Consider the following 21,558-nt stretch of genomic DNA (forward strand, 5'->3'; position numbering starts at 1 on the left):
GACATCAGATAGGAGAGATATTATATGAAAATACCGCGCATACTTCTTTGTGCCGGTGCCAGCGGCAGCGGCAAAACTCTGCTCACCTGCGGCATTCTTCAGGTATTGAAAAACCGCGGGCTGAAAGTGGCATCCTTCAAGTGCGGGCCGGATTATATTGATCCCATGTTCCACACAAAAGTCATTGGGACAAAATCCAGAAACCTGGACACCTTTTTCACTGACAGGGATATGGTGCGGTATCTGCTTGCAAAAAACAGCCGCTGCATGGATGTTGCAGTTATGGAAGGCGTCATGGGATATTATGACGGGGTCGGAGGGACCACCAGCAGGGCCAGTGCCTATGAGCTGGCAAATGTGACGGAGACGCCGGCAATTCTCATTGTGAACTGCCGGGGCATGAGTGTGTCTGTGCTCCCCTATATCAAGGGATTTGCGGAGTATAAAAAGGACAGCCGGATCGCCGGCGTGATTCTGAATCAAATGACAGCCATGCTGTATCCGAGAGTCCGGAAAATGATAGAGGAGGAGCTTTCCATCCCCGTTCTGGGATATGTGCCGAAGGTGGAGGACTGTGTGCTGGAGAGCCGCCATCTGGGACTTGTAATGCCTGAAGAGGTGGAGGGATTCCGGGAAAAACTCATGAAACTTGCAGGGATACTGGAGCAGACGCTCTGCGTAGACAAAATCCTGGAGATCGCGGAGAGTGCCCCGGAAATCCCGGAGGAAAAGCCCTGGAAGGAGGACAGCGCGTATGCATTTTCCCTACCCGAAAAAGTCAGAATCGGAGTTGCCAGGGATGAGGCGTTCTGCTTTGTCTATGAGGACAACTTAAAGCTGCTGGAGCAGATGGGGGCAGAGATTGTATATTTTTCACCTGTCCATGACAAAAGGCTTCCGGAAGGGGTCTGCGGCCTGATCTTTTACGGCGGTTATCCGGAGCTTTTGGGGAAAGAGCTGGAGGATAATTACCCGATCCGCCGTGCCATTCTGGCAGAATATCAGAGGGGGATTCCTATTCTGGCAGAGTGCGGCGGTTTTATGTATCTGCATGAATCCATGGAGGATATGGATAAAAATCCGTGCGACGGTGTGGGAATCATACCGGGACATGCCTACAGAACGGAAAAACTGGGACGATTTGGATATGTGACACTTACCCAGAGGGAGGGAACCGTATTCGGAAAAAATATTGGGAAAAGTCCTGCCCATGAGTTCCATTATTTCGAGTCCACATCCTGCGGCCATGAATTTTTGGCGGAGAAGCCAATGAGCAGCAGGACATGGAACTGTCTGCATGCATCGGAGCATCTGCTGGCAGGTTTTCCGCATTTTTATTACTATGGAAATCCCAGGCTTCCCCAGGCATTTCTGGAAAAATGCCTGGAATATAAAAAATGAGATATCTATTCAGACGTTCTGCGCAGGGAATGCACTGATCTGCTGATTTGTTACCACAAAATACAGAAAGAGGAAGAGAGGAAAGAAACATGAAACTGGAAGAGGCTTTGAAAAGAATTGAACCGGTCAATGAGGAAGTGATGGAGGAGAGCAAAAAACGCTGGGACAGTATAGCGCATCCCCTTCACAGCCTGGGCAAGCTGGAGGACCTGCTGGTACAGATCACAGGTATCACAGGCTGTCTGGATATCCATCTGGAAAAGAAAGCACTGGTTCCCATGTGTGCGGACAACGGCGTGGTCGAGGAGGGTGTGACCCAGACCGGGCAGGAGATCACAGCTCTGGTGGCAGAGAATTTCCTGCAGACAAAAGCTGTCTCCAGCATCATGTGTAAAACCGTCGGAGCGGAGATCTTCCCTGTTGACGTGGGCGTGGCAAAAGATGTCAGTATCTTAAACCGCAAGATCGCCTATGGAACAAAGAACATGACAAAAGAACCTGCCATGACAAGAGAGCAGGCGGTAAGAGCCATCGAGACAGGCATTGAGATGGTGGAAATGCTGAAAGAGAAAGGATACGGCATCATTGCCACCGGTGAGATGGGCATCGGAAATACCACAACCAGCAGTGCTGTGGCATCCGTGCTCCTGGATATGCCTGTGGAGAATATGACAGGCCGCGGCGCAGGTCTTTCCAGTGAGGGCTTAAACCGTAAGATCAATGCCATCAAAAAAGCGGTGGAGGTGAACAAACCGGATAAAAACGATGCCATCGATGTGGTTGCCAAAGTGGGAGGATTTGATATTGCTGCTATTGCAGGTCTGTTTTTGGGCGGTGCTGCCCTTAAGATCCCCGTTGTCATTGACGGCGTCATTTCAGCCACCGGAGCCCTGGTTGCAGCCGGTATCTGTCCCACTGCAAAACAGTATATGATCGCCAGCCATGTGTCAAAAGAGCCTGCAGGACATCTGCTTTTAGAAGCCCTTGGCAAGGAAGCTTGCCTGCACTGTGATATGTGCCTGGGAGAGGGAACAGGAGCCGTGGCTTTCTTCCCGCTCTTAGACATTGCCACAGCAGTATTTTACGGAATGAGCGATTTCGGCGGTATCGGCATGGATGCTTATGTGCCGTTAGATTAAGGAAAGCGGAGCGAAATTATGATAACTTTGGTGATGGGGGGAAGCGGGAGCGGAAAATCCGCCTATGCGGAGGATGTGCTCACTGGATTTGGCAGTTGTGAAAGGATTTACATTGCCACCATGTACCCCTTTGATGAGGAGAGCAAAAAGCGTGTGGAGCGCCACAGGCGTATGCGCGCCGAGAAGAATTTCACAACTATAGAGTGTTATACAGGACTGAAACATGTGCAGGTGCCAAAAGGCGCCTGTGTGCTTCTGGAGTGTATGTCCAATCTGACCGCCAATGAGATGTTTCAGGAGGACGGCGCAAAGGAGAGGACCGTGGAGGCAGTGCTGGAAGGGATTGAGGCTCTGGATGCGCAGGCAGCGGAGCTGGTGATCGTGACCAACGAAATTTTTTCCGACGGCATAGAGTATGAGGAGGAGACCAGACGGTACCAGAAATACCTGGGTGAGATCAACCGGGAGACAGCACGCCGGGCCTGTCAGGTGACAGAGGTGGTGTATGGCATTCCCCTCACATACAAGAACAGGACAGAGAAAACAGACAGGACGGGGGAAATATCGGATGAGACAGAGTAAAGCGGCACAGTTTTGGAACAGTTTTAAGATTGCATTTTCCATGTATTCCAAGATTCCCATGCCTCAGAGTGAATGGACGAAGGAAAACATGCGGTATGTCATGTGCTTTTTTCCATTGATCGGCGTGGTGATCGGCGGGCTTTCCTGGCTTTGGGGTACATATGCCGGCAGTTTTCTGGACAGCCGTATCTTTATCACCATTGTGCTTCTTCTGATTCCTGTTGCGGTAAGCGGCGGAATCCATCTGGACGGCCTTCTGGACACCTCAGATGCCCTGAATTCCTATCAGCCCAGGGAGAAGAAACTGGAAATTTTAAAGGATTCCAATGCAGGAGCCTTTGCCATTATCGTGGGAATCTGCTATTTCCTTCTGTATTTTGGCGTGTACAGTGAGCTGACCGAAGCGGGGCTTCCGATTGTGTGTATGGGATTTGTACTCTCCAGAGGGATGGGGGCATTTTCAATCGCGTCCTTTCCCATGGCTAAGAATACCGGACTGGCAGCCACTTTTTCAGACGGTGCGCAGAAAAACGCGGTGAGAGTGGTCTCTGTACTTTTTTCACTGGCAGCGGCTGTGCTGATGGTTTTCTATCAGCCGGTGATCGGTGGGTTTGCCATACTGGGTGCGGCGTTGGAATATCTGTATTATTACCGTATGTCCATGAAACAGTTCGGAGGGATCACAGGTGACCTGGCCGGTTTTCATATGCAGATCTGTGAGCTTGTCATTGCCCTGTTCACAGTGATCGGTGAGGTGGTTGTGCGCTGCCTGTAGAAGAAAAGTGACCAAATGCAGCCGGCAGTCAGGCTGAATTCCACAGACAAAGGACTGTGAGGGGACAAAGGAAACAGAATGGAGGAAAGGTATATGCAGCTGATTATTGGCGGAGCATTTCAGGGAAAAAAGGAATATGTAAAAACCATGCAGGGATTTGAGGAGAAAGAGATGACAGACGGGGCAGATGCCTCCTATGAAGATATTTTCTCCTGCGGATGCCTGTATCATTTCCATGAGTGGATACGGGCGAGACTTTTGGAGGGCAGGGACCTGGATGATCTGGAAAAGGAATTATCCGTGAGAAATCCGGACATTGTGCTGGTCTCCAATGAACTGGGGTATGGTGTGGTCCCTGTGGATGCCTTTGACCGAAAATACCGGGAGGCTGTGGGCAGGATCTGCACAAGGATGGCAGCCGCGGCGAAACGTGTAGTCCGGGTGACCTGCGGAATCGGGACGGTGATAAAAGATGCTTAAGATTCTATTGATCCGCCATTCCATGACGGCGGGGAACAGACTGGGGCGTTATATTGGCTCCCGCACGGATGAACCTCTCTGCGAGGAGGGAATCCTTCTTCTTGGTAAGTTTTCCTACCCGCCTGTCCAGCGGGTTTTTGTAAGCCCCATGCGCAGGTGTCTGGAGACAGCCGGGATTCTGTTTCCGGGAACGGAGAAAGAAGAGGAAGTGCTTTTAAAAGAATGCGACTTCGGCATTTTTGAAAATAAGAATTACCAGGAGCTGTCAGGAAATCCGGAGTATCAGGCATGGATCGACAGCAGCGGAACCCTGCCTTTTCCTGAGGGGGAAAGCCAGGAAATGTTTCAGAAGCGGTGCGTCCGGGGATTTGCCCGCTGTGTGGAGCAGTGTCTGAAGGATGGCCTGCACACAGCAGCCCTTGTGGTGCACGGGGGAACGATCATGAGTATCCTTGGCGCTTGTGCAGACGCGGACAGGAGCTATTTTGACTGGCAGGTGAAGAATGCCCAGGGATACGAGGTACTGGTGGAAGAAAAGAAGTGGAGAGAGAGCCAGAAGATACAGGTGGCCGGCAAATATACACAGGAAGGATTTGACAAGACATGGTAAAATGGACAGCACTGGCCCTGATACTGGGCTTTTTGATAGATCTGCTTCTGGGGGATCCCAGATGGCTGTACCATCCGGTCCGTATCATCGGAAATGGTATCTCACTGCTGGAAAAAATACTCAGGCGTATGTTTCCAAAAACCCCCGGGGGGGAGAAGACAGCCGGATTTTTTCTTGTTCTGCTTATCTGTATAGGAAGCGGAGGAGTTCCGTTTCTGCTTCTGTATCTGGCTTACCATATCCACACGGTTCTGGGGATCGCCCTGGAAACCTTCATGTGCTATCAGATGCTGGCAGTGAAGTCTCTGAAGGCGGAAAGTATGCGTGTGTATGAGGCGCTGAAAAAGCCGGACCTGCCGGGTGCAAGAACCGCGGTTTCCATGATCGTGGGAAGAGATACCCGGAGCTTATCCGCAGCCGGTGTGACAAAGGCAGCGGTGGAGACCATTGCGGAAAATACATCTGACGGCATCATTGCACCCCTTTTTTATATGGCTATTGGGGGACCTGCCCTCATGTTTTTGTATAAGGGGATCAATACCATGGATTCCATGGTGGGGTATAAAAATGAAAAATACCTGCATTTCGGAAGATATGCAGCAAAGCTTGATGATATCGCCAATTACATACCGGCCAGGATCAGCGCCTGGCTGATGATACTGGCCTCCTTTTTTGCGGGATTTGACTGGAAAAACGCGAAGAAAATCTTTCTGAGGGACCGCTACAATCATGCAAGCCCAAACTCTGCCCAGACAGAGGCTGTCATGGCAGGTGCTCTGGACATCCAGCTTGCGGGAAATGCTTTTTATTTCGGAAAATTATATGAAAAACCCACCATTGGAGACGCGGTAAGAGAGGTGGAAACAGAGGATATTAAAAGAGCAAACCGCCTGCTGTATGCAAGCGCTGCCCTGGGGACTCTTTTCTTTGCCCTGATCCGTATGGGGATTTTCATGTTACTGTAAGGAGAAAATAGATGAAAAGTTACCACACCCATGGCGGGGATGTCTACCGCCATCAGAATGTGACGGATTTTTCCGCCAACTGTAATCCCTTCGGCACGCCCGAATCTGTAAAGGAGGCTGTAGCCAGAGCCATGGATCAGGTCTGCCATTATCCGGATGTGGAGTGTGAGCGGTTGAGAGAGGCAATCAGCCGGTATGAGGAGACTCCGCAGGAGCAGATCATCTGCGGAAACGGCGCAGCGGATCTGATCTTTGCCCTGGTGCTGGCCCTGAAACCAAAAAAGGCATTGCTTCCCGCCCCTACATTTGCGGAATACGAACAGGCTCTGGAGGCGGTGGACTGTGAGATCAAACGGTACACGCTGAAGGAGGAATGCGGATTTTTGGTGGGAAGGGAGTTTTTGGAGTGCATCACAGAAGAACTGGATATGGTTTTTCTGTGCAACCCAAATAACCCTACCGGTGTGCTTATGGAGCAGGATTTTTTACAGGATGTGCTGCGCCGCTGTGAGAAATCCGGTTGTATCCTTATGCTGGATGAATGCTTTGTGGATTTTGTGGAACATCCAAATGTGCATACCATGAAGCCGTATTTGGCAGAGAGTGAAAATCTTTTTATACTCAAGGCATTTACAAAGCGCTATGCCATGGCAGGTGTCAGACTGGGATATGCCCTGTGCGCAGACAGAGAACTGCTTGAAAAAATGCGGATGGTGACCCAGCCGTGGAATGTGTCCATTCTGGCCCAGGAAGCCGGTATTGCGGCACTTTCAGAGCGGGAATATGTGGAGGAATCCATGAAAGCCATACACAGGGAGCGCATCTGGCTTTTGGATGGCATGAAGCGCCTGGGGTATCAGACCTATGCCTCAAGTGCCAATTACATATTTTTTAAAGGACCCGAAGACCTTTACCGGCAATGTCTGGAAAGAGGGATTTTAATCCGGGACTGCAGCAATTACTACGGACTTTCCAGGGGGTACTACAGGATTGCTGTAAGGCTCAGGGAAGAGAATACAAAACTCCTGCATGTGCTTGAAGAGATTCGGGCGCTGCAGGCAGTCTGAATAGAGAAATACACCGGGAGAAAGGAAGGGAACAGGAAATGGCAAAAGCAATAATGGTGCAGGGGACCATGTCTAATGCGGGGAAAAGTCTTCTGACGGCTGGCCTGTGCCGTATATTTAAACAGGACGGATACAAGGTGGCCCCTTTTAAATCGCAGAACATGGCACTCAACTCTTTTATAACAGAGGAGGGTCTGGAGATGGGCCGGGCGCAGGTGATGCAGGCTGAGGCAGCAGGAATCGCGCCCTCTGTCTACATGAATCCAATTTTGTTAAAACCCACCAATGAGACGGGCAGCCAGGTGATTGTAAACGGAGAGGTTCTGGGAACCATGAGCGCAAGGGAATATTTTGCCTACAAAAAGAACCTGATACCGGAAGTTAAGAAAGCTTATGACAAACTGGCATCGGAATATGATATTGTAGTGATCGAAGGCGCAGGCAGTCCTGCGGAGATCAACCTGAAACAGGAAGATATCGTAAATATGGGAATGGCGAAAATAGCAGAAGCGCCGGTGCTTTTGGTAGGCGATATTGACCGTGGCGGTGTGTTCGCACAGTTGATCGGCACGGTGATGCTTCTTGAGGAGGACGAGAAAGAAATCGTCAAGGGTATGATCATCAACAAGTTCCGGGGTGATAAGACCATTCTGGACCCGGGGATTGCAATGCTGGAAGAAAAGAGCGGCATTCCTGTGGTGGGTGTAGCCCCTTATCTGAACATTGAGGTGGAAGATGAAGACAGCCTGACAGAGCGGTTTGACGGGAAACAGGAAGTGGATCTGATCGATATTGCAGTGATCCGCACCCCGCGTATCTCCAACTTTACGGATTTTAATGCGCTGGAGGTGATTCCGGGCGTGTCTGTGCGTTATGTGAAAACCGTACGGGAGCTGAAAAATCCCGATATGATCGTGCTTCCGGGTTCTAAAAACACCATGGAGGATCTTCTCTGGCTGCGCCAGAACGGTCTGGAGGCTGCTGTCTTAAAAAAGGCGGCAGAGGGAAAAATCATTTTCGGTGTATGCGGCGGTTATCAGATGCTGGGAGAAACACTGTCTGATCCGGATCATGTGGAAGCAGGCGGACAGTTAAAGGGCATGGGGCTTCTTCCAATGGATACCATATTCCAGGGCGCCAAGACAAGGACCAGAGTGCAGGGAAGCTTTCCAAAGGTGGAAGGCGTATTAAAAGGCCTGACAGGCGTTAAGCTGGAGGGCTATGAAATCCATATGGGAGTGACAACCCTGAAAGAAGGAGCCAGCCCCTTTGTGAACATCACGGATACGGTGAAGGGCACATCCAAGGAGGACGGAGCCTGTGCAGGAAATGTCTATGGTTCTTATGTGCACGGTATTTTTGACAAAGAGGAAGTGGCCAGGAAGATAGTGGAAGCCATAGGGGAAATAAAAGGCCTGGATGTAAGCCAGATGACAGGTGTGGAATTTGCAGAGTTTAAGGAGACACAGTACGATATTCTGGCAAGTGAGCTGAGAAAGCATCTGGATATGAAAAAGATATATGAAATCCTGGAAGCCGGCATATAGAAAGGTAACAGTTCAGATAAGCTGAACTGTTATATAGAAAGGGCAGATGAGATGAAGACAGAATTAGAAAATGTAAAACCAAAAGAGATTGAAACAAGAAGCTTTGAGATCATTACAGAGGAGCTGGGAGACAGAAAACTGGTTCCGGGTACAGAGCTGGTCGTAAAACGCTGTATTCATACAAGCGCTGATTTCGATTATGCGGAGAATCTCTGCTTTTCCGAGCATGCAGTGGAGAAAGCCATCGACGCCATTAAGAACGGTGCCTGTATTGTGACAGATACACAGATGGCAAAAGCGGGCATTAACAAGAAAGCGCTGGCAAAGTACGGCGGGGAGGTTTTCTGTTTTATGTCTGACGAGGATGTGGCTTTTGCGGCAAAGAGCCAGGGGACGACACGTGCGGTGGCAAGTATGGACAAAGCCGCTTCCATGGGAAAGCCTCTTATATTCGCCATCGGCAATGCGCCCACAGCCCTGGTCCGTCTGTATGAACTGATCAGGGAGGGAAAAATTTCTCCATATCTCATAATAGGGGTTCCCGTAGGCTTTGTAAATGTGGTACAATCTAAGGAAATGATCATGGAAACAGAAGTTCCCTACATTGTGGCAAAGGGAAGAAAGGGCGGCAGCAACATCGCAGCCTGTATCTGCAATGCGCTTCTCTATATGATTGATAATGAGAGGGACTACTGGAAATAAAATTTCTGTTCACTCTGTGTTATGCAGCACAAACTGCGATACACAGAAAAGAGCACTGCAAAACACATCAGAGTGAAATGGCAGAAAGGGGAAGTATAATATGAAGTGTGAAAGATGCGGCCATGAGCTGGACAACGATGATTTATTCTGCTCAAAGTGCGGAAAAGCGGTGTTCGAGGAATACATGGATGAGGACGACATCTGGGAGTTTTATAAAAGCGACGAAGAGCTGAAGGCCATGAAGACGGAGGCTGCCGCAGCAGCGGATAAGGATACAGAGGATTCCGCTCACAACGTTGCAGCAGCCGCGGCAGCAGGGTATGAAAAGTCTGATAAAGCCTATGTTTCCGAGAATCAGAGGGAGGGGAATGGTTCCGGGAATGTGGATGCGAAAGCAGCAGATGCGGTAAAAGCTGATTATGATGCAGGTGCTAAAGCGGCAGACGTGGTACAAGCAGACTATGATGCAGATTCTAAAGCGGCAGATACGCCAAAAGCTGATTATGATGCAGATGTTAAAGCAGCGGATGCTGTAATAGCAGACCATAATATAGATGGCAGCGCAGCAGATTCCGAAAATACGGATCATGAGGAGACAGATTACAAAGCAGCGGACCCCGTAAGCACAGAGGATTCTGACGCAGAATACAGTGATGCAGATATTATGGATTCAGACTCTGCAGATACAGAGGAACTTCCTTTTGAAAATCTGGTCAGTCAGGCACAGAAATCTGCTGCGAACAAGCCAAAAAAAGAAAAACATCGGGGAGAGCCTGAGAAAAAGAGTCCCATCTGGCTCATATCCGGTTGTATTTTGATCGTATGTCTTCTGATCGGCATTCTGTGGGGGGTGCGCACCATGCAGCAGATGGATGAGGAGAAGAAGGCATACTATGCCAAGATAGAGCCGGAGGACAAAACGTCCGGTGCGCAGGCGCAGAATACAGAGAATAAGCAGGATGCAGCCAACAAGGACACAGACAGCGGCGAAGAGGCAGATAAAGATGCCGGCAAGAAGGACAGCGGTGCTGCAGATGCTGACAAGAAAGATAAGGACAAAGAGCCGGAGAAGGAAGAAAAGCCTAAGGAAGAAAAAAAGGAAGAGAAGAAAGAGGAAAAGAAACAGGAATATTTTAAACAGGTGGATGCAGACAGCATTGACTTTTCAAAATTCCAGAAGGTTTCCATTGCGTCCGCTGACCAGAATTCCCAGCAGTCCTCCGAAAAATATGATTACAGTGCAGCCAGCGCTGTGGATGGTGACACTGCTTCCTCCTGGCAGGAGGGAGAAGACGGACTGGGCGAAGGTACCGGCATCCGGCTGGATTTTGACAAAGCCCGCAAAGTGCGGTACATGGTGCTTTACCTGGGCAACTGGAGAAGTGAAAACATGTGGGAGGCAAATGCCAGACCCGCGTCCCTGACCATCAGCGTGGGCGATTCCCAGAAAAAGGATGTGGAGTTCTCTGATGAGATGAAAGCGTTCTGCCTGTCCTTTGATGAACCCGTGGAAGCTTCCTATGTATCCCTTTATATCAAAAGCGGATATGAAGGAGACAGATGGAATGACAACTGTATCTCCGAAGTTGAGATATATGAATAACAATATAAAAAGGCCATGGAGCAGAAGAGCAACTTTCTGCTTCATGGCCTTTTTGGCAACAGCTCCGATGCCTGAATGGCTGTCGGAGACATATTTATCTGTCAATCGCACGGATGTGGTCAATAAAGAGACTGCGTATGCCTTCATATTCACCGAGACCTTTTAACACGGTCTTCACTTCATATCCCTCGTCTTTAAACTGGCTGTACCAGGATTCCGGGTCATCTCCTGCCATATCATTTTTCGCGTGGTCCCCTGCCACGATCATAAAGGGAGCCAGAACTACTTCCTTTGGCCGGTAAGCCTTCACCATTTTTTTCAGGCTTTCCATGGAAGGATAGGCTTCCACGGTCCCAAGGAAGAAATTGTGGTAGCCTTTATCCTTGAACGTGTAATCAAGAGCCGCATAGATGGAGTTGGCAAAATGTGTGGTGCCGTGTCCCATGAATACCAGTGCCTGATCCTTTGTAATATGGGAAAATTCCCGGGCGATGGCAGCGATCACTTTATGGCTGTCATCCTCTGTGGTGAGCAGCGGATCTCCGAAAGAAATGGAGTGGAAGGAATCCCGGAAGGAGAGGGCGTCCTCCTTCATTCGGTCATTTTCAATGCCGTTGATCACATGGGTGGGCTGTACCAGCACATCCGTGATGCCGTCGGCTGCCATCTGCTCCATGGCCTCCTTTACTGTGGGGACAATAATGTTGTCACGGTTTTTCAGCTTCCGTATGATCATTTTGCTGGTCCATGCCCGGTAGACAGGGTATTCGGGAAATGCCTGTCTCATGGAATCTTCAATGGCGTCAATGGTGACCTTTCTGGTGTCCTCATGGCTGGTGCCGAAGCTGACTGCCAGGATTGCTTTCTTTGTCTCTGTGTTCACTGGTGATATTCCTCCGTAATGTGTAGTATTCATATTGACATCTGCGATGTATTTTTCCAGAGTCTTCAGATTTTTGGGGACAGGCAGTGTGGGTTTTAAAATGCCCTTCATACACAGACTGTCAAACAGCTCCAGAACAGCAGGCGGTTCCAGGTTCGTCCGGGCGAGGACTGCCTTGTTGCTGAATACATCAGCGGGGGTGCCGTGCATGAGAACCTTTCCCTCATGAAAAAGCATGATCTCATCTGCCCACTCATAGGCATAATTCACATCATGGGTGGCCATGAGAACGGTGATCCCGGCCTCTGTCAGACGATTGACGATGTGGTTGACCATGGTGGTGTGTTTGGGGTCCAGAGCCGCTGCCGGTTCATCTAAAATGATAATATCCGGATGCATAACAAGGATGTCTGCAATCGAGACCTGTTTTTTCTGCCCTCCGCTTAGGGAGTGGGTAGGCTTGTGGCGGAAAGGTGTGATCTCCAGATGATCAATAACCTCCTCCACCTCTTTTTTTGCATCCTCCTCGGACACACCCAGATTCAGGATGCCAAAGGAGATTTCCTGGTATACACTGGCTGAGAAGAGCTGGTTGTCAGGGTCCTGGAATACGATTCCTACCTTGCTGCGCAGTTTTAAGAGTCCCTTCTTGTCATAGGTGACCGGTTCTCCGTCAAAGTACAGGGTACCGGAGGAGGGACGGTGAATGCCGTTGCAGCATAAAAAGAAAGTGGATTTTCCGGAACCGTTGGAACCCATAAACGCAACTTTTTGTCCGCGTTTGATTTCCAGACTGAGACCGTTTAACGAATGGGAATTTTCATCGTCATAAGAAAAATATAAATTCTCTGCTTTCAGTATAATGTCATTGTTCATGTGAAGAACCTCCTCCAGATCATGATGGAAAATAAAAAGATTTCAAATAAAACAATCCACACAATCACTTTTTTCTTAGGAGGATAGGTTTCATTCAAAACATGGATGGTGCCGTCATAGCAGCGTGCTTCCATGGCACTGTAGAGGGCATTGGAGCGCTTTACTGCCCGAATCATCAAAACAGAGCCAAGGGAGCCGAAGGACTTTAAGCTTGTCCTGTAATCCCTGTTTCCAAGGCGGCTGTTCTGTGATGTGGAAATATAATACGCAGTGTCCAGCAGCACGAAGATGAACCGGTAGATGAGCAGCATAAGCTCGATCATCAGTTTGGGACAGTGGAGCTTTCCCAGTACATTTAAGATGTCCGGCATAGGTGTTGTCATGGACAGAAAATACAGGCAGGAGACTGCGGAAAGTGCCGTCAGGATCAACTGCAGAGCGTAGAGCAGGGCATCCAGACTTCCTGTGAGATATAAGCTCCCGATTGGGATGGCAAACAGGTCCAGCGGTTCGTGCTTTACATTCAGAACAATGGCAATGGTGCTCAGAATCAAGAAAGCCAGCGGCACAGTCATAAAGTGCAGATAGCGGGAAAAAGGGATTCCCCCCTTATAAACGGTGAGAATCCCTGTAACTGCTAAAACAATGCATGCGACCACGATGGAACGACTCATTACACAAAAAAGAAGTGTAATCATCGCAAACGCAAACTTTTCACCGGCATTTTCATATCTAAGCTTGGAAGTATAGCAAAGCTTATCAATGGTTATCATAAGTTACTCCTTTCGCCGGATGAAAAGTATCATTCGCCTTTTCCCAGCTTCTTTCTTTCTACAAAACGTCCCATAAAGAAGGCCAGAATGCCCACTCCGATGGAAGACTGTACGCAGAACAGAAGACTTTCCACTTCGCCCGGAAGCTCGCGGCCAAGCATTTTTTCAAGGAGCGGTTCCGCGATGGGCTGGAATCCGGAATCCACTTCCTCAACTATTTGGCTGCCGGCATCATCAGAGCCGCCGAAATCCGCATCCTTTAATGCAAAAAGCGGAACAAACGCAATTAAGAGAATCACAACTATTAATCCAATCACTGTTTTTTTCATATTACTTTGCCCCCTTTAAAAACCCGATGGTACGAAGTTCCGGTTTCGCATAGGTTTCAAGACCCATGATAATGAGAACTGTGATGACGCCTTCGATAATTGCCAGAGATAACTGTGTGGGTGCAAACATCAGCAGGAATTTTCCCATGGCTCCCATGATCGTGGTATCTGCATGATGAGCCAGAGCCAGCTGAACAGCAGTAACGCAGTATGTAAATAAATCGCCCAGGGTTGCTGCAAGGAAAATGGAAATATGCTTGTTTACCTTGCATTTTTTACATACGAAGAAAATTCCGTAGGATACAAAAGGTCCTGCAATCGCCATGGAAAAAGTATTGGCGCCCAGTGTGGTGAGTCCGCCGTGTGCCAGCAGGATCGCCTGGAAGAGCAGTACGATGATACCCAGAATGGAAACTGCGCTGGGACCGAAAAGGATAGCACCCAGTCCGGTTCCTGTCATATGGGAACAGCTTCCTGTTACAGACGGGATTTTCAGGGATGAAATAACGAACACGAATGCTCCTGACATTGCCAGCAGAGTGATCAGGTTTCTGTGTTCATTCAGGGTTTTCTTGATGGACATGAATCCTGCGATCAGGAATGGTACGCAGATGACACCCCATGCGATGCAGAACCCTCCGGGAAGATAACCTTCCATGATGTGCATGGCGCTGACGTTGGGCACGATACCAAAGGTCAGTGCGAACATGCTTGCCAGTACAATGATTTTTTTCTGTTTCTTACTCATTTTGTCTTTTCCTCCTTCTGATCGAGTAATAAAGCCTTACCCTTTAACCGGCAAAAGGCCAAAAAGGGTATAAAAAAACCTGGCGGCAGAAATACCGACAGGCCATCAGAAGAACAAACGCGGGGCAGGTGACTTTATACAAAGAATAAATGCCGTATCCGCCTGTTCTTACACAAGGCCATCGTTCGTAACCATTGTGTAAATCGTTTGTGACAGGCAGGTCTTCTGACTCGGGCCTCATCGCTGCATTTTGCCTTCCCAGTTTCCCAGTGACATTATAAAATGCAGCTCTTCCCTCACAGCGGCGTGACCGTGTGAGCTTTTAACTCAACTTTCCTATTCTTCCGCAAAAGCGGACACCTGTGCACACTCAATTCTGTGATTATTGTATCTCCCCGGAAGTTTTTTGTCAATTGAATTCGACAAGAAAAATCAGAAAACTATTATGGCACCAGATCTTCCTGCCGGGTATACGGGGAACAAGATGTTGCACCCGTTTTCATTCTGTGCTAATATGAAAAAACAGCAGGTGCCGTATAAGATTTGGAACAGTCATATTTTATGACCGCGGCATCTAAAAAACGGAAACGAAAGATATGGAGTGTAGGAACTATGAGTATTTCCATGATTGGAATTGATCACAGCAGAGCATCCGTAGATGTCCGGGCCAGATTTTCTTTCACCAAAAAAAATGCGGTGAGCGCTATGGAGCGTCTGAAAGAAGACAGGGACATCTTAGGGTGTATTATTTTGTCGACCTGCAACCGGATGGAGATCTGGGCCAGTGTGCAGGAAGACTGGGAGGGGTCCCTTCTTAGCTTTTTATGCAGAGAAAAAGAAGTTCCCGAGGAGGAATACCGGGAGTATTTTATCACAAGGGAAGGAAGGGAGGCTGTGGAGCATCTGTTTTATCTGACCAGCGGCCTGAAATCCCAGATTCTGGCGGAGGACCAGATCATTACCCAGGTGAAGGACGCACTGACTCTTTCCAGGGATGCCTACTGTACGGACGGTGTGCTGGAGGTGCTTTTTCGGATGGCAGTGACGGCGGCGAAGAAGGTTAAGACAGAAGTGGTATTTTCAAGGGCCAATACCTCTGTCATCCATCAGGCCATTGACAGGCTGGAAAACCAGGGATTTTCCATTCAGGGAAAAACCTGCATGGTCATCGGCAACGGGGAGATGGGAAAGGTGACAGCACTGGCTCTGAAAGAAGCAGGCGCTGATGTGACCGTGACCGTCCGTCAGTACCGGAGCGGCATTGTGACCATTCCCCAGGGGTGTGAGCGTATCAACTACGGCGACAGAATGGAACTGCTGCCAAAATGTGATCTGGTGGTATCCGCCACAGCCAGCCCGAACTGCACCATAACAAAAGAGCTTTTTGAAAACGCAGAGGTTCCCCATCATGTGATACTGATCGACCTGGCTGTGCCAAGAGATATTGACCCGGAGGTGGGAGAGCTGCAGAATGTGACGCTTTATGACATTGACAGCTTCAAGATCGATGCTGCCTCCCCAAGACTCCGGGCCAGCATGCAGAAGGCGGGGGCCATTTTGGATGAGCAGATGTCGGAATTTTATAATTGGTTTTCAGGGCGCGATGTATTTCCGAGAATCCAGGATATCAAGACAGAGGCAGTGGAGGATCTGAACGCGCGGATTCTGAAAATCTTAAAAAAGACGCCCATGGAGGACAGTGACAGGGAAAAACTCCTGAAAGCCATTGACACGGCAGCCGGAAAAGTGGTGAACAAAATGATCTTCGGCCTGCGGGATTCCCTGGAACAGGACGCGTTTATGGAGTGCGTGGCCGGATTGGAGAAGGTTTATGAAGACTGAGAAAAAACTGTTTCCCCTGTATACAGACCTGACACAGAAAAAAGCCGTGGTCATCGGCGGAGGAAAGATCGCTGCCAGAAGGATCAAAAGCCTTCTGGGATTTGTGGGGGAGCTGGTGGTGATCGCTCCTTTTGTACAGCCGGAGATCCGGGAGCTTGCAGAGAAGGGGGAGCTTATCTGGAAACAGAAAGAATACCGGCGGGAAGATCTGTACGACGCGGATTTGGCTCTGGCAGCCACAGATGACAGCAGAGTAAATGATGATATTTACAGTGCCTGCAAGTGTCTGGGCATACTGGTGAATACAGCCAGTGACCAGAACAAGTGTGATTTTCATTTCCCGGGACTTATCTGCCATGATGGCGTGGTCATTGGATTTAACGCGGCGGGAAAAGATCATAAAAAGACAAGACAGATGCGGGAAAAAGTGGAAGAATTTTTGAAAACGCCGGGAGGTAGAGCATGAACAGCAGGACAGTGGTAATCGGCAGCCGGGAGAGCCGGCTTGCTGTGATACAGAGCGAAATGGTGAAGGACTACATAGAGAAGAACAATGAGGGACTGAAGGCGGAGCTTCTCACCATGAAGACAACAGGGGATATCATTCTGGACCGAACCCTTGACAAAGTGGGGGGAAAGGGACTGTTTGTAAAAGAACTGGACCGGGCGCTTCTGGACGGAAGAAGTGAACTTTCCGTGCACAGCCTGAAGGATATGCCCATGGAGGTTCCGGATGAACTGCCTCTTCTGGCCTTTTCAAAAAGAGAGGACCCCAGAGATGCGCTGGTGCTCCCGGAGGGAGTGACCGAGCTTGACAGGACAAAGCCCATCGGCTGTTCCAGTCTCAGGCGTACCCTGCAGCTTCGGGAATTATTCCCGGATATGGAGTGCAGGAGTGTCAGAGGAAATGTGCAGACGCGGCTTCGGAAACTGGACAGCGGGGAATACAGCGCGCTGGTGCTGGCAGCGGCGGGCCTTAAAAGGCTGGGGCTTACCCACAGGATTTCCAGATATTTTGAGCCGGAGGAGATGCTTCCGGCAGCAGGACAGGGCATTTTGACCGTGCAGGGCAGAAAAGGGAAGGATTACTCTTATCTGGACGGCTACGGGGACGCGGACAGTACCTGTGCGGCTTTGGCAGAGCGCTCTTTTGTAAGGTTTTTGGACGGCGGATGTTCCTCGCCGGTGGCTGCCCACGCGGTGGTGGTCCGGGATGAAATCCTGCTTACCGGACTCTATTACGAGGAAGAGACAGGCGCTTATAAAAAGGGCAGTCTGAAAGGGAAAAGAGAGGAAGCAGAGGAGCTGGGCGTGCGTCTTGCACAGAAACTGAGAGAGGAGTGCAGAAGAGAGAATATGACAGCCAGTGAACAGGAAACAGACAATAGATACTGCAAAGGAAAGGTCTGGCTTGTGGGCGCCGGCCCGGGCGACATCGGACTTTTTACCCTGAAGGGCATGGAGACCTTGAAAAACGCACAGGTGGTAGTATATGACAGCCTGGTGGGGCAGGGGGTATTATCCCGGATTCCGGCCGGCGTGCGCCTGATCAACGTGGGAAAACGTGCCTCCCACCATATTATGCCCCAGGAACAGATCAACCAGGTTCTTGTGGATGAGGCAAAAAAAGGTTACCGGGTGGTGCGTCTAAAGGGCGGGGACCCGTTCCTCTTCGGAAGAGGCGGGGAGGAGCTGGAGCTTCTTACAAAAGAGGGAATCCCCTACGAAGTGGTGCCCGGAGTGACCTCACCTTTGGCAGTCCCTGCGTACAACGGGATTCCCGTGACACACAGGAATTACTGTTCCTCCCTGCACATTATCACAGGCCACAAAAAGCAGGGGGAGGCCTATGACATAGATTTTGACGCGCTTGTGCGCACGAAGGGCACTCTGGTATTTCTTATGGGCGTCACCGCGCTTCCGGATATCTGTAACTCTCTGCTGCAGGCGGGTATGCAAAAAGAGATGCCGGCTGCCATTTTACAGAAGGGAACCACAGCGGGGCAGAAGCGGATCGTGGCCACAGTTGCCACACTTGAGGAGGAAGTAAAGCGCCGGGGAATCGAGACACCGGCGATCATTGTAGTGGGTGAGGTGTGTTCCCTTGCGGATACCTTCGGATGGTATGAAAAGCTGCCTCTTGCAGGGTATAAAGTGCTGGTCACAAGACCCAGGGAAACCATTTCCACCATGTCACAAAAACTGCGTCTGATGGGTGCTGAGGTGCTGGAGCTTCCGGCTATCCGCACAGCTCCCCTTGCAGACCAGAGTGCGCTTCATAACGCATTCGGACAGCTTCACACCTATGACTGGCTGGCATTTACAAGTCCTATCGGTGTAAACGTGTTCTTTGAGGAGATGAAAAAAGCCGGGACAGATGTCCGCAGACTAGGCCGCGCGAAGATTGCCGCCATCGGAAAGGGCACGAAAAAGGCACTGGAAGAGAGAGGTCTGTTCGTGGATCTCATGCCTGAAGTGTTTGACGGGGAATCTCTGGGGAAAGCTCTGTGCAGTGTTTGCAGCGGGAATGAGAAGATCCTTCTTCCGAGAGCCAAGATCGGCGGAAAAGAGATCATCCAGGAGCTGGAGAAAAAGCCGGGACTTTTCATCTGTGATGTGCCCACTTATGACACTTTCTATGAAAAACAGGAAGTGATCGATGAGAAAAAAGCTTTTGAGAGCGGAGAGATCAACTGTGCGGTTTTCACAAGCGCATCCACGGTAAGAGGATTTGCGGAGGCGGTAAAAGGGCTTGACTTTACAAAAGTAACGGCTGCCTGCATTGGAAAACAGACGAAAGCCGCGGCGGATGCCCTGGGTATGAAGACATTTATGGCGAAACAGGCCACCATTGACAGTGTGGTGGATTTGGTTGTAGACTTAAAAAATAGCAGATAACAGAGGATAAAAGGAGTGTAGCAACATGGAAATGACAGTCAGACCGAGAAGGCTTCGGAAAAACGATACCCTGCGCAGAATGGTGCGTGAGACCAGGATGGACAAAAGTTCTCTGATCTATCCCATTTTTGTCCGTGAGGGAGAAAATATGGAGGAGGAAATCCCCTCCATGGAAGGACAGTTCCGATACAGCATTGACAGGCTGCCTTATGCCCTGGAAGGACTTATGAAGGCAGGCGTGGATAAAGTGATGTTCTTCGGGATTCCGGATGAAAAGGACGAGGTGGGAAGCCAGGCGTATGCGGAGGACGGAATTGTACAGAGGGCGCTTCGGGAAGCCAGAAAACAGTTCCCGGAAATGTATCTGATCACAGATGTCTGCATGTGTGAGTACACATCCCACGGCCACTGCGGCGTGCTGTGCGGTCATGATGTGGAAAATGACGCGACACTGGAGCTTTTGGCAAAGACAGCCCTTTCCCACGTGGAGGCAGGAGCCGATATGGTAGCACCCTCAGATATGATGGACGGCAGAGTCAGAGCGATCCGTGAGATCCTGGATACCCATCAGCACAAGGACATACCGATCATGTCCTACGCGGTAAAATATGCCTCTGCCTTTTACGGTCCATTCAGGGAAGCAGCAGGTTCTGCCCCTTCTTTCGGAGACAGAAAGAGCTATCAGATGGATTTTCACAACAAGAGGGAAGGTCTGAAGGAGGCGCTTCTGGATGTACAGGAGGGCGCGGATATCATTATGGTGAAACCGGCGCTTTCCTACCTGGATGTGATCAGTGAGGTGAAACAGAGTATACATCTGCCTGTGGCCGCCTATTCTGTCAGCGGCGAATATGCCATGGTGAAGGCAGGGGCAAAGCTTGGCTACATTGACGAGGAGAAGATCATCTGTGAGATGGCAGTGAGCACCTACCGTGCGGGAGCTGACATTTACCTGACTTATTTTGCAAAAGAGCTGGCCGGATATATGGACGAAGGGAGAATCGGGTAATGACAAGATCAGAAGAATTATTTGAGCGCGCCGTAAAACGGATTCCCGGAGGGGTGAACAGCCCCGTAAGGGCTTACGGTGCCATTGGGGAGACCCCGCGCTTTATACAGGGTGCAGTGGGAAGTAAAATATTCGATGTGGACGGCAATTCCTACACGGATTATATCGGGTCCTGGGGACCTATGATCCTGGGACACAACCATCCTGCTATTCGTGAGGCAGTGATCAAAGCCAGTGAAAATGGTCTGAGCTTTGGCTGTGCAACTGCAAAAGAGGTGGAGATGGCTGAATTCATCTGCGAGAGGATTCCCCATGTGGAGATGATCCGTATGGTAAATTCCGGAACAGAGGCCGTCATGAGCGCCATCCGCGTGGCCAGAGGCTTTACGGGGAAAGATAAGATCATCAAATTTGCAGGATGCTATCACGGCCACACGGATGCCATGCTGGTGAGTGCAGGCAGCGGAGTCATGACCAGCGGTGTGCCGGACAGCGCCGGCGTGCCCAAGGGCTGTACGCAGGATACCATGATCGCAGTGTATAATGATCTTGAAAGTGTGGAAGAACTTCTGACAGAGAGCAAAGACCAGGTGGCTGCTGTGATCGTGGAGCCAGTGGGCGCCAATATGGGCGTGGTCCCTCCTGCTGACGGTTTCCTTCAGGGGCTTTGGACCCTTTGTGATGCGCATGGGGCACTGCTTATCTTTGATGAAGTGATCACCGGTTTTCGGCTTAAATTTGACGGAGCCGCGGGATTCTACGGAGTGACACCGGACCTTGTCACCTATGGTAAGATCATCGGCGCCGGAATGCCTGTGGGCGCTTACGGCGGAAGAAAGGAAATCATGGAAAAGGTTTCCCCGGCAGGTCCTGTATACCAGGCAGGTACCTTAAGCGGCAATCCCATCGCCATGGCAGCAGGCCTTGCGCAGCTTAAGATCCTGTATGAAGATCCGGAGATCTATACAAGGCTGTACCAGAAAGGGGAGATGATGTTTGAGGGAATCCGCAGGATTTTCCTTGAGAACAATATTCTTTATCAGGTAAACAGTGTGGCATCTCTGGGATGTATCTTCTTTACAGAAAATAAGGTGACAGACTATGCCTCTGCCAAGACATCGGATACAGATGCCTTTGCAAAATATTTTAAATATATGCTGAACCACGGCGTACATCTGGCACCTTCACAGTTTGAGGCCATGTTCCTGTCAGATGCCCATACAAATGAGGATATAGAAGCAGCACTGAAGCTGATAAAAGATTATTTCTGCGCATGAGCGTGTCATAAGATTGCTTTACGGATACGCTCATAACTGGTAAAAGAAAACG

The 21,558-nt window shown here is 49.9% G+C and carries 20 protein-coding genes, 2 pseudogenes and 1 riboswitch; of the genes and pseudogenes, 17 read left to right on the top strand and 5 right to left on the bottom strand.

What is annotated here, in order from left to right:
• The first annotated feature begins 24 nt into the window (after positions 1-24).
• The 11 genes from V8Q34_RS16150 to V8Q34_RS16200 all read left to right on the top strand — a co-directional run bounded on the left by V8Q34_RS16150 (position 25) and on the right by V8Q34_RS16200 (position 10,871).
• Positions 25-1,401, top strand: coding sequence for a cobyrinate a,c-diamide synthase (locus V8Q34_RS16150; protein ID WP_335835910.1), 1,377 nt, complete (start codon positions 25-27; stop codon positions 1,399-1,401).
• Positions 1,402-1,490: 89 nt separating this feature from the next.
• On the top strand, positions 1,491-2,540 hold the full coding sequence (cobT, locus tag V8Q34_RS16155) for a nicotinate-nucleotide--dimethylbenzimidazole phosphoribosyltransferase (RefSeq protein ID WP_033141818.1): 1,050 nt from the start codon (positions 1,491-1,493) through the stop codon (positions 2,538-2,540).
• Between the two features lie 18 nt (positions 2,541-2,558).
• On the top strand, positions 2,559-3,122 hold the full coding sequence (locus V8Q34_RS16160; RefSeq protein WP_335835911.1) for a bifunctional adenosylcobinamide kinase/adenosylcobinamide-phosphate guanylyltransferase: 564 nt from the start codon (positions 2,559-2,561) through the stop codon (positions 3,120-3,122).
• A complete protein-coding gene (cobS, locus tag V8Q34_RS16165; protein WP_335835912.1) occupies positions 3,109-3,897 on the top strand; it encodes an adenosylcobinamide-GDP ribazoletransferase in 789 nt (262 codons plus the stop codon). The genes V8Q34_RS16160 and cobS overlap by 14 nt, the downstream gene beginning before the upstream one ends.
• 93 nt (positions 3,898-3,990) lie before the next feature.
• A complete protein-coding gene (locus V8Q34_RS16170) occupies positions 3,991-4,377 on the top strand; it encodes a bifunctional adenosylcobinamide kinase/adenosylcobinamide-phosphate guanylyltransferase (protein ID WP_054351243.1) in 387 nt (128 codons plus the stop codon).
• Positions 4,370-4,987 carry a histidine phosphatase family protein gene (locus V8Q34_RS16175; RefSeq protein ID WP_103732490.1) on the top strand — a complete coding sequence of 206 codons (618 nt, stop codon included), beginning with the start codon at positions 4,370-4,372 and terminating at the stop codon, positions 4,985-4,987. Before V8Q34_RS16170 ends, V8Q34_RS16175 begins: the two co-directional genes overlap by 8 nt.
• On the top strand, positions 4,981-5,952 hold the full coding sequence (cbiB, locus tag V8Q34_RS16180; protein ID WP_103732489.1) for an adenosylcobinamide-phosphate synthase CbiB: 972 nt from the start codon (positions 4,981-4,983) through the stop codon (positions 5,950-5,952). Before V8Q34_RS16175 ends, cbiB begins: the two co-directional genes overlap by 7 nt.
• 11 nt (positions 5,953-5,963) lie before the next feature.
• Entirely contained in the window at positions 5,964-7,019 is a 1,056-nt protein-coding gene (gene cobD / locus V8Q34_RS16185) for a threonine-phosphate decarboxylase CobD (protein WP_033141812.1), read from the top strand.
• Between the two features lie 38 nt (positions 7,020-7,057).
• On the top strand, positions 7,058-8,566 hold the full coding sequence (locus tag V8Q34_RS16190; RefSeq protein WP_335835913.1) for a cobyric acid synthase: 1,509 nt from the start codon (positions 7,058-7,060) through the stop codon (positions 8,564-8,566).
• Between the two features lie 51 nt (positions 8,567-8,617).
• Positions 8,618-9,268, top strand: a complete 651-nt coding sequence (locus V8Q34_RS16195; protein ID WP_256139844.1) for a precorrin-8X methylmutase — start codon at positions 8,618-8,620, stop codon at positions 9,266-9,268.
• Between the two features lie 100 nt (positions 9,269-9,368).
• A complete protein-coding gene (locus V8Q34_RS16200; protein WP_256139845.1) occupies positions 9,369-10,871 on the top strand; it encodes an NADase-type glycan-binding domain-containing protein in 1,503 nt (500 codons plus the stop codon).
• Between the two features lie 94 nt (positions 10,872-10,965).
• On the opposite strand, the gene V8Q34_RS16205 is transcribed toward V8Q34_RS16200, so the two are convergent.
• From V8Q34_RS16205 to V8Q34_RS16225, 5 genes and pseudogenes are all read right to left on the bottom strand, one after another.
• Complete coding sequence (locus tag V8Q34_RS16205; protein ID WP_225305384.1) at positions 10,966-11,754, bottom strand: sirohydrochlorin cobaltochelatase; 789 nt, start codon at positions 11,752-11,754, stop codon at positions 10,966-10,968.
• Between the two features lie 273 nt (positions 11,755-12,027).
• A pseudogene (locus tag V8Q34_RS16210) lies at positions 12,028-12,630 on the bottom strand (energy-coupling factor ABC transporter ATP-binding protein); the annotation flags it as partial.
• Complete coding sequence (gene cbiQ, locus V8Q34_RS16215) at positions 12,627-13,403, bottom strand: cobalt ECF transporter T component CbiQ (protein ID WP_033141808.1); 777 nt, start codon at positions 13,401-13,403, stop codon at positions 12,627-12,629. The gene cbiQ and the pseudogene V8Q34_RS16210, both read right to left, overlap by 4 nt.
• Positions 13,404-13,432: 29 nt before the next feature.
• Positions 13,433-13,732, bottom strand: coding sequence for an energy-coupling factor ABC transporter substrate-binding protein (locus V8Q34_RS16220; protein WP_244806781.1), 300 nt, complete (start codon positions 13,730-13,732; stop codon positions 13,433-13,435).
• Between the two features lies 1 nt (position 13,733).
• On the bottom strand, positions 13,734-14,480 hold the full coding sequence (locus V8Q34_RS16225) for an energy-coupling factor ABC transporter permease (RefSeq protein WP_244806780.1): 747 nt from the start codon (positions 14,478-14,480) through the stop codon (positions 13,734-13,736).
• 198 nt (positions 14,481-14,678) lie between these two features.
• A riboswitch (cobalamin riboswitch) is annotated at positions 14,679-14,859 on the bottom strand.
• 233 nt (positions 14,860-15,092) lie between these two features.
• Between V8Q34_RS16225 and hemA the strand changes: the two genes are divergently transcribed.
• From hemA to hemL, 6 genes and pseudogenes are all read left to right on the top strand, one after another.
• The gene (gene hemA, locus V8Q34_RS16230; RefSeq protein WP_033141805.1) at positions 15,093-16,322 is read left to right on the top strand and encodes a glutamyl-tRNA reductase; all 1,230 of its coding nucleotides are present in this window, start codon (positions 15,093-15,095) and stop codon (positions 16,320-16,322) included.
• Positions 16,312-16,788, top strand: coding sequence for a precorrin-2 dehydrogenase/sirohydrochlorin ferrochelatase family protein (locus V8Q34_RS16235; protein WP_335835914.1), 477 nt, complete (start codon positions 16,312-16,314; stop codon positions 16,786-16,788). Before hemA ends, V8Q34_RS16235 begins: the two co-directional genes overlap by 11 nt.
• Positions 16,785-17,648 (top strand): annotated as a pseudogene (gene hemC, locus V8Q34_RS16240) (hydroxymethylbilane synthase); the annotation flags it as partial. The gene V8Q34_RS16235 and the pseudogene hemC, both read left to right, overlap by 4 nt.
• A 30-nt stretch (positions 17,649-17,678) precedes the next feature.
• Entirely contained in the window at positions 17,679-19,220 is a 1,542-nt protein-coding gene (gene cobA, locus V8Q34_RS16245) for a uroporphyrinogen-III C-methyltransferase (protein ID WP_225305385.1), read from the top strand.
• Positions 19,221-19,245: 25 nt separating this feature from the next.
• Entirely contained in the window at positions 19,246-20,229 is a 984-nt protein-coding gene (gene hemB / locus V8Q34_RS16250; protein ID WP_081960389.1) for a porphobilinogen synthase, read from the top strand.
• Positions 20,229-21,506 (top strand): glutamate-1-semialdehyde 2,1-aminomutase, encoded by a 1,278-nt coding sequence (hemL, locus tag V8Q34_RS16255; RefSeq protein WP_335835915.1) that lies wholly within the window; start codon positions 20,229-20,231, stop codon positions 21,504-21,506. The genes hemB and hemL overlap by 1 nt, the downstream gene beginning before the upstream one ends.
• Positions 21,507-21,558 lie beyond the last annotated feature (52 nt).

Origin of the sequence: Blautia sp. JLR.GB0024, from assembly GCF_037000545.1 — a bacterium.
Classification (GTDB): domain Bacteria; phylum Bacillota; class Clostridia; order Lachnospirales; family Lachnospiraceae; genus Blautia; species Blautia celeris.

Coding starts and splice junctions, on each gene's coding strand:
- cbiB (WP_103732489.1), top strand. CDS start 4,981: ATGGTAAAATGGACAGCACTGGCCCTGATACTGGGCTTTTTGATAGAT.
- cobS (WP_335835912.1), top strand. CDS start 3,109: ATGAGACAGAGTAAAGCGGCACAGTTTTGGAACAGTTTTAAGATTGCA.
- V8Q34_RS16235 (WP_335835914.1), top strand. CDS start 16,312: ATGAAGACTGAGAAAAAACTGTTTCCCCTGTATACAGACCTGACACAG.
- hemA (WP_033141805.1), top strand. CDS start 15,093: ATGAGTATTTCCATGATTGGAATTGATCACAGCAGAGCATCCGTAGAT.
- V8Q34_RS16170 (WP_054351243.1), top strand. CDS start 3,991: ATGCAGCTGATTATTGGCGGAGCATTTCAGGGAAAAAAGGAATATGTA.
- V8Q34_RS16195 (WP_256139844.1), top strand. CDS start 8,618: ATGAAGACAGAATTAGAAAATGTAAAACCAAAAGAGATTGAAACAAGA.
- V8Q34_RS16190 (WP_335835913.1), top strand. CDS start 7,058: ATGGCAAAAGCAATAATGGTGCAGGGGACCATGTCTAATGCGGGGAAA.
- cbiQ (WP_033141808.1), bottom strand. CDS start 13,403: ATGATAACCATTGATAAGCTTTGCTATACTTCCAAGCTTAGATATGAA.
- hemB (WP_081960389.1), top strand. CDS start 19,246: ATGGAAATGACAGTCAGACCGAGAAGGCTTCGGAAAAACGATACCCTG.
- hemL (WP_335835915.1), top strand. CDS start 20,229: ATGACAAGATCAGAAGAATTATTTGAGCGCGCCGTAAAACGGATTCCC.
- V8Q34_RS16200 (WP_256139845.1), top strand. CDS start 9,369: ATGAAGTGTGAAAGATGCGGCCATGAGCTGGACAACGATGATTTATTC.
- cobD (WP_033141812.1), top strand. CDS start 5,964: ATGAAAAGTTACCACACCCATGGCGGGGATGTCTACCGCCATCAGAAT.
- V8Q34_RS16225 (WP_244806780.1), bottom strand. CDS start 14,480: ATGAGTAAGAAACAGAAAAAAATCATTGTACTGGCAAGCATGTTCGCA.
- V8Q34_RS16150 (WP_335835910.1), top strand. CDS start 25: ATGAAAATACCGCGCATACTTCTTTGTGCCGGTGCCAGCGGCAGCGGC.
- V8Q34_RS16220 (WP_244806781.1), bottom strand. CDS start 13,732: ATGAAAAAAACAGTGATTGGATTAATAGTTGTGATTCTCTTAATTGCG.
- cobA (WP_225305385.1), top strand. CDS start 17,679: ATGACAGCCAGTGAACAGGAAACAGACAATAGATACTGCAAAGGAAAG.
- V8Q34_RS16175 (WP_103732490.1), top strand. CDS start 4,370: ATGCTTAAGATTCTATTGATCCGCCATTCCATGACGGCGGGGAACAGA.
- V8Q34_RS16160 (WP_335835911.1), top strand. CDS start 2,559: ATGATAACTTTGGTGATGGGGGGAAGCGGGAGCGGAAAATCCGCCTAT.
- cobT (WP_033141818.1), top strand. CDS start 1,491: ATGAAACTGGAAGAGGCTTTGAAAAGAATTGAACCGGTCAATGAGGAA.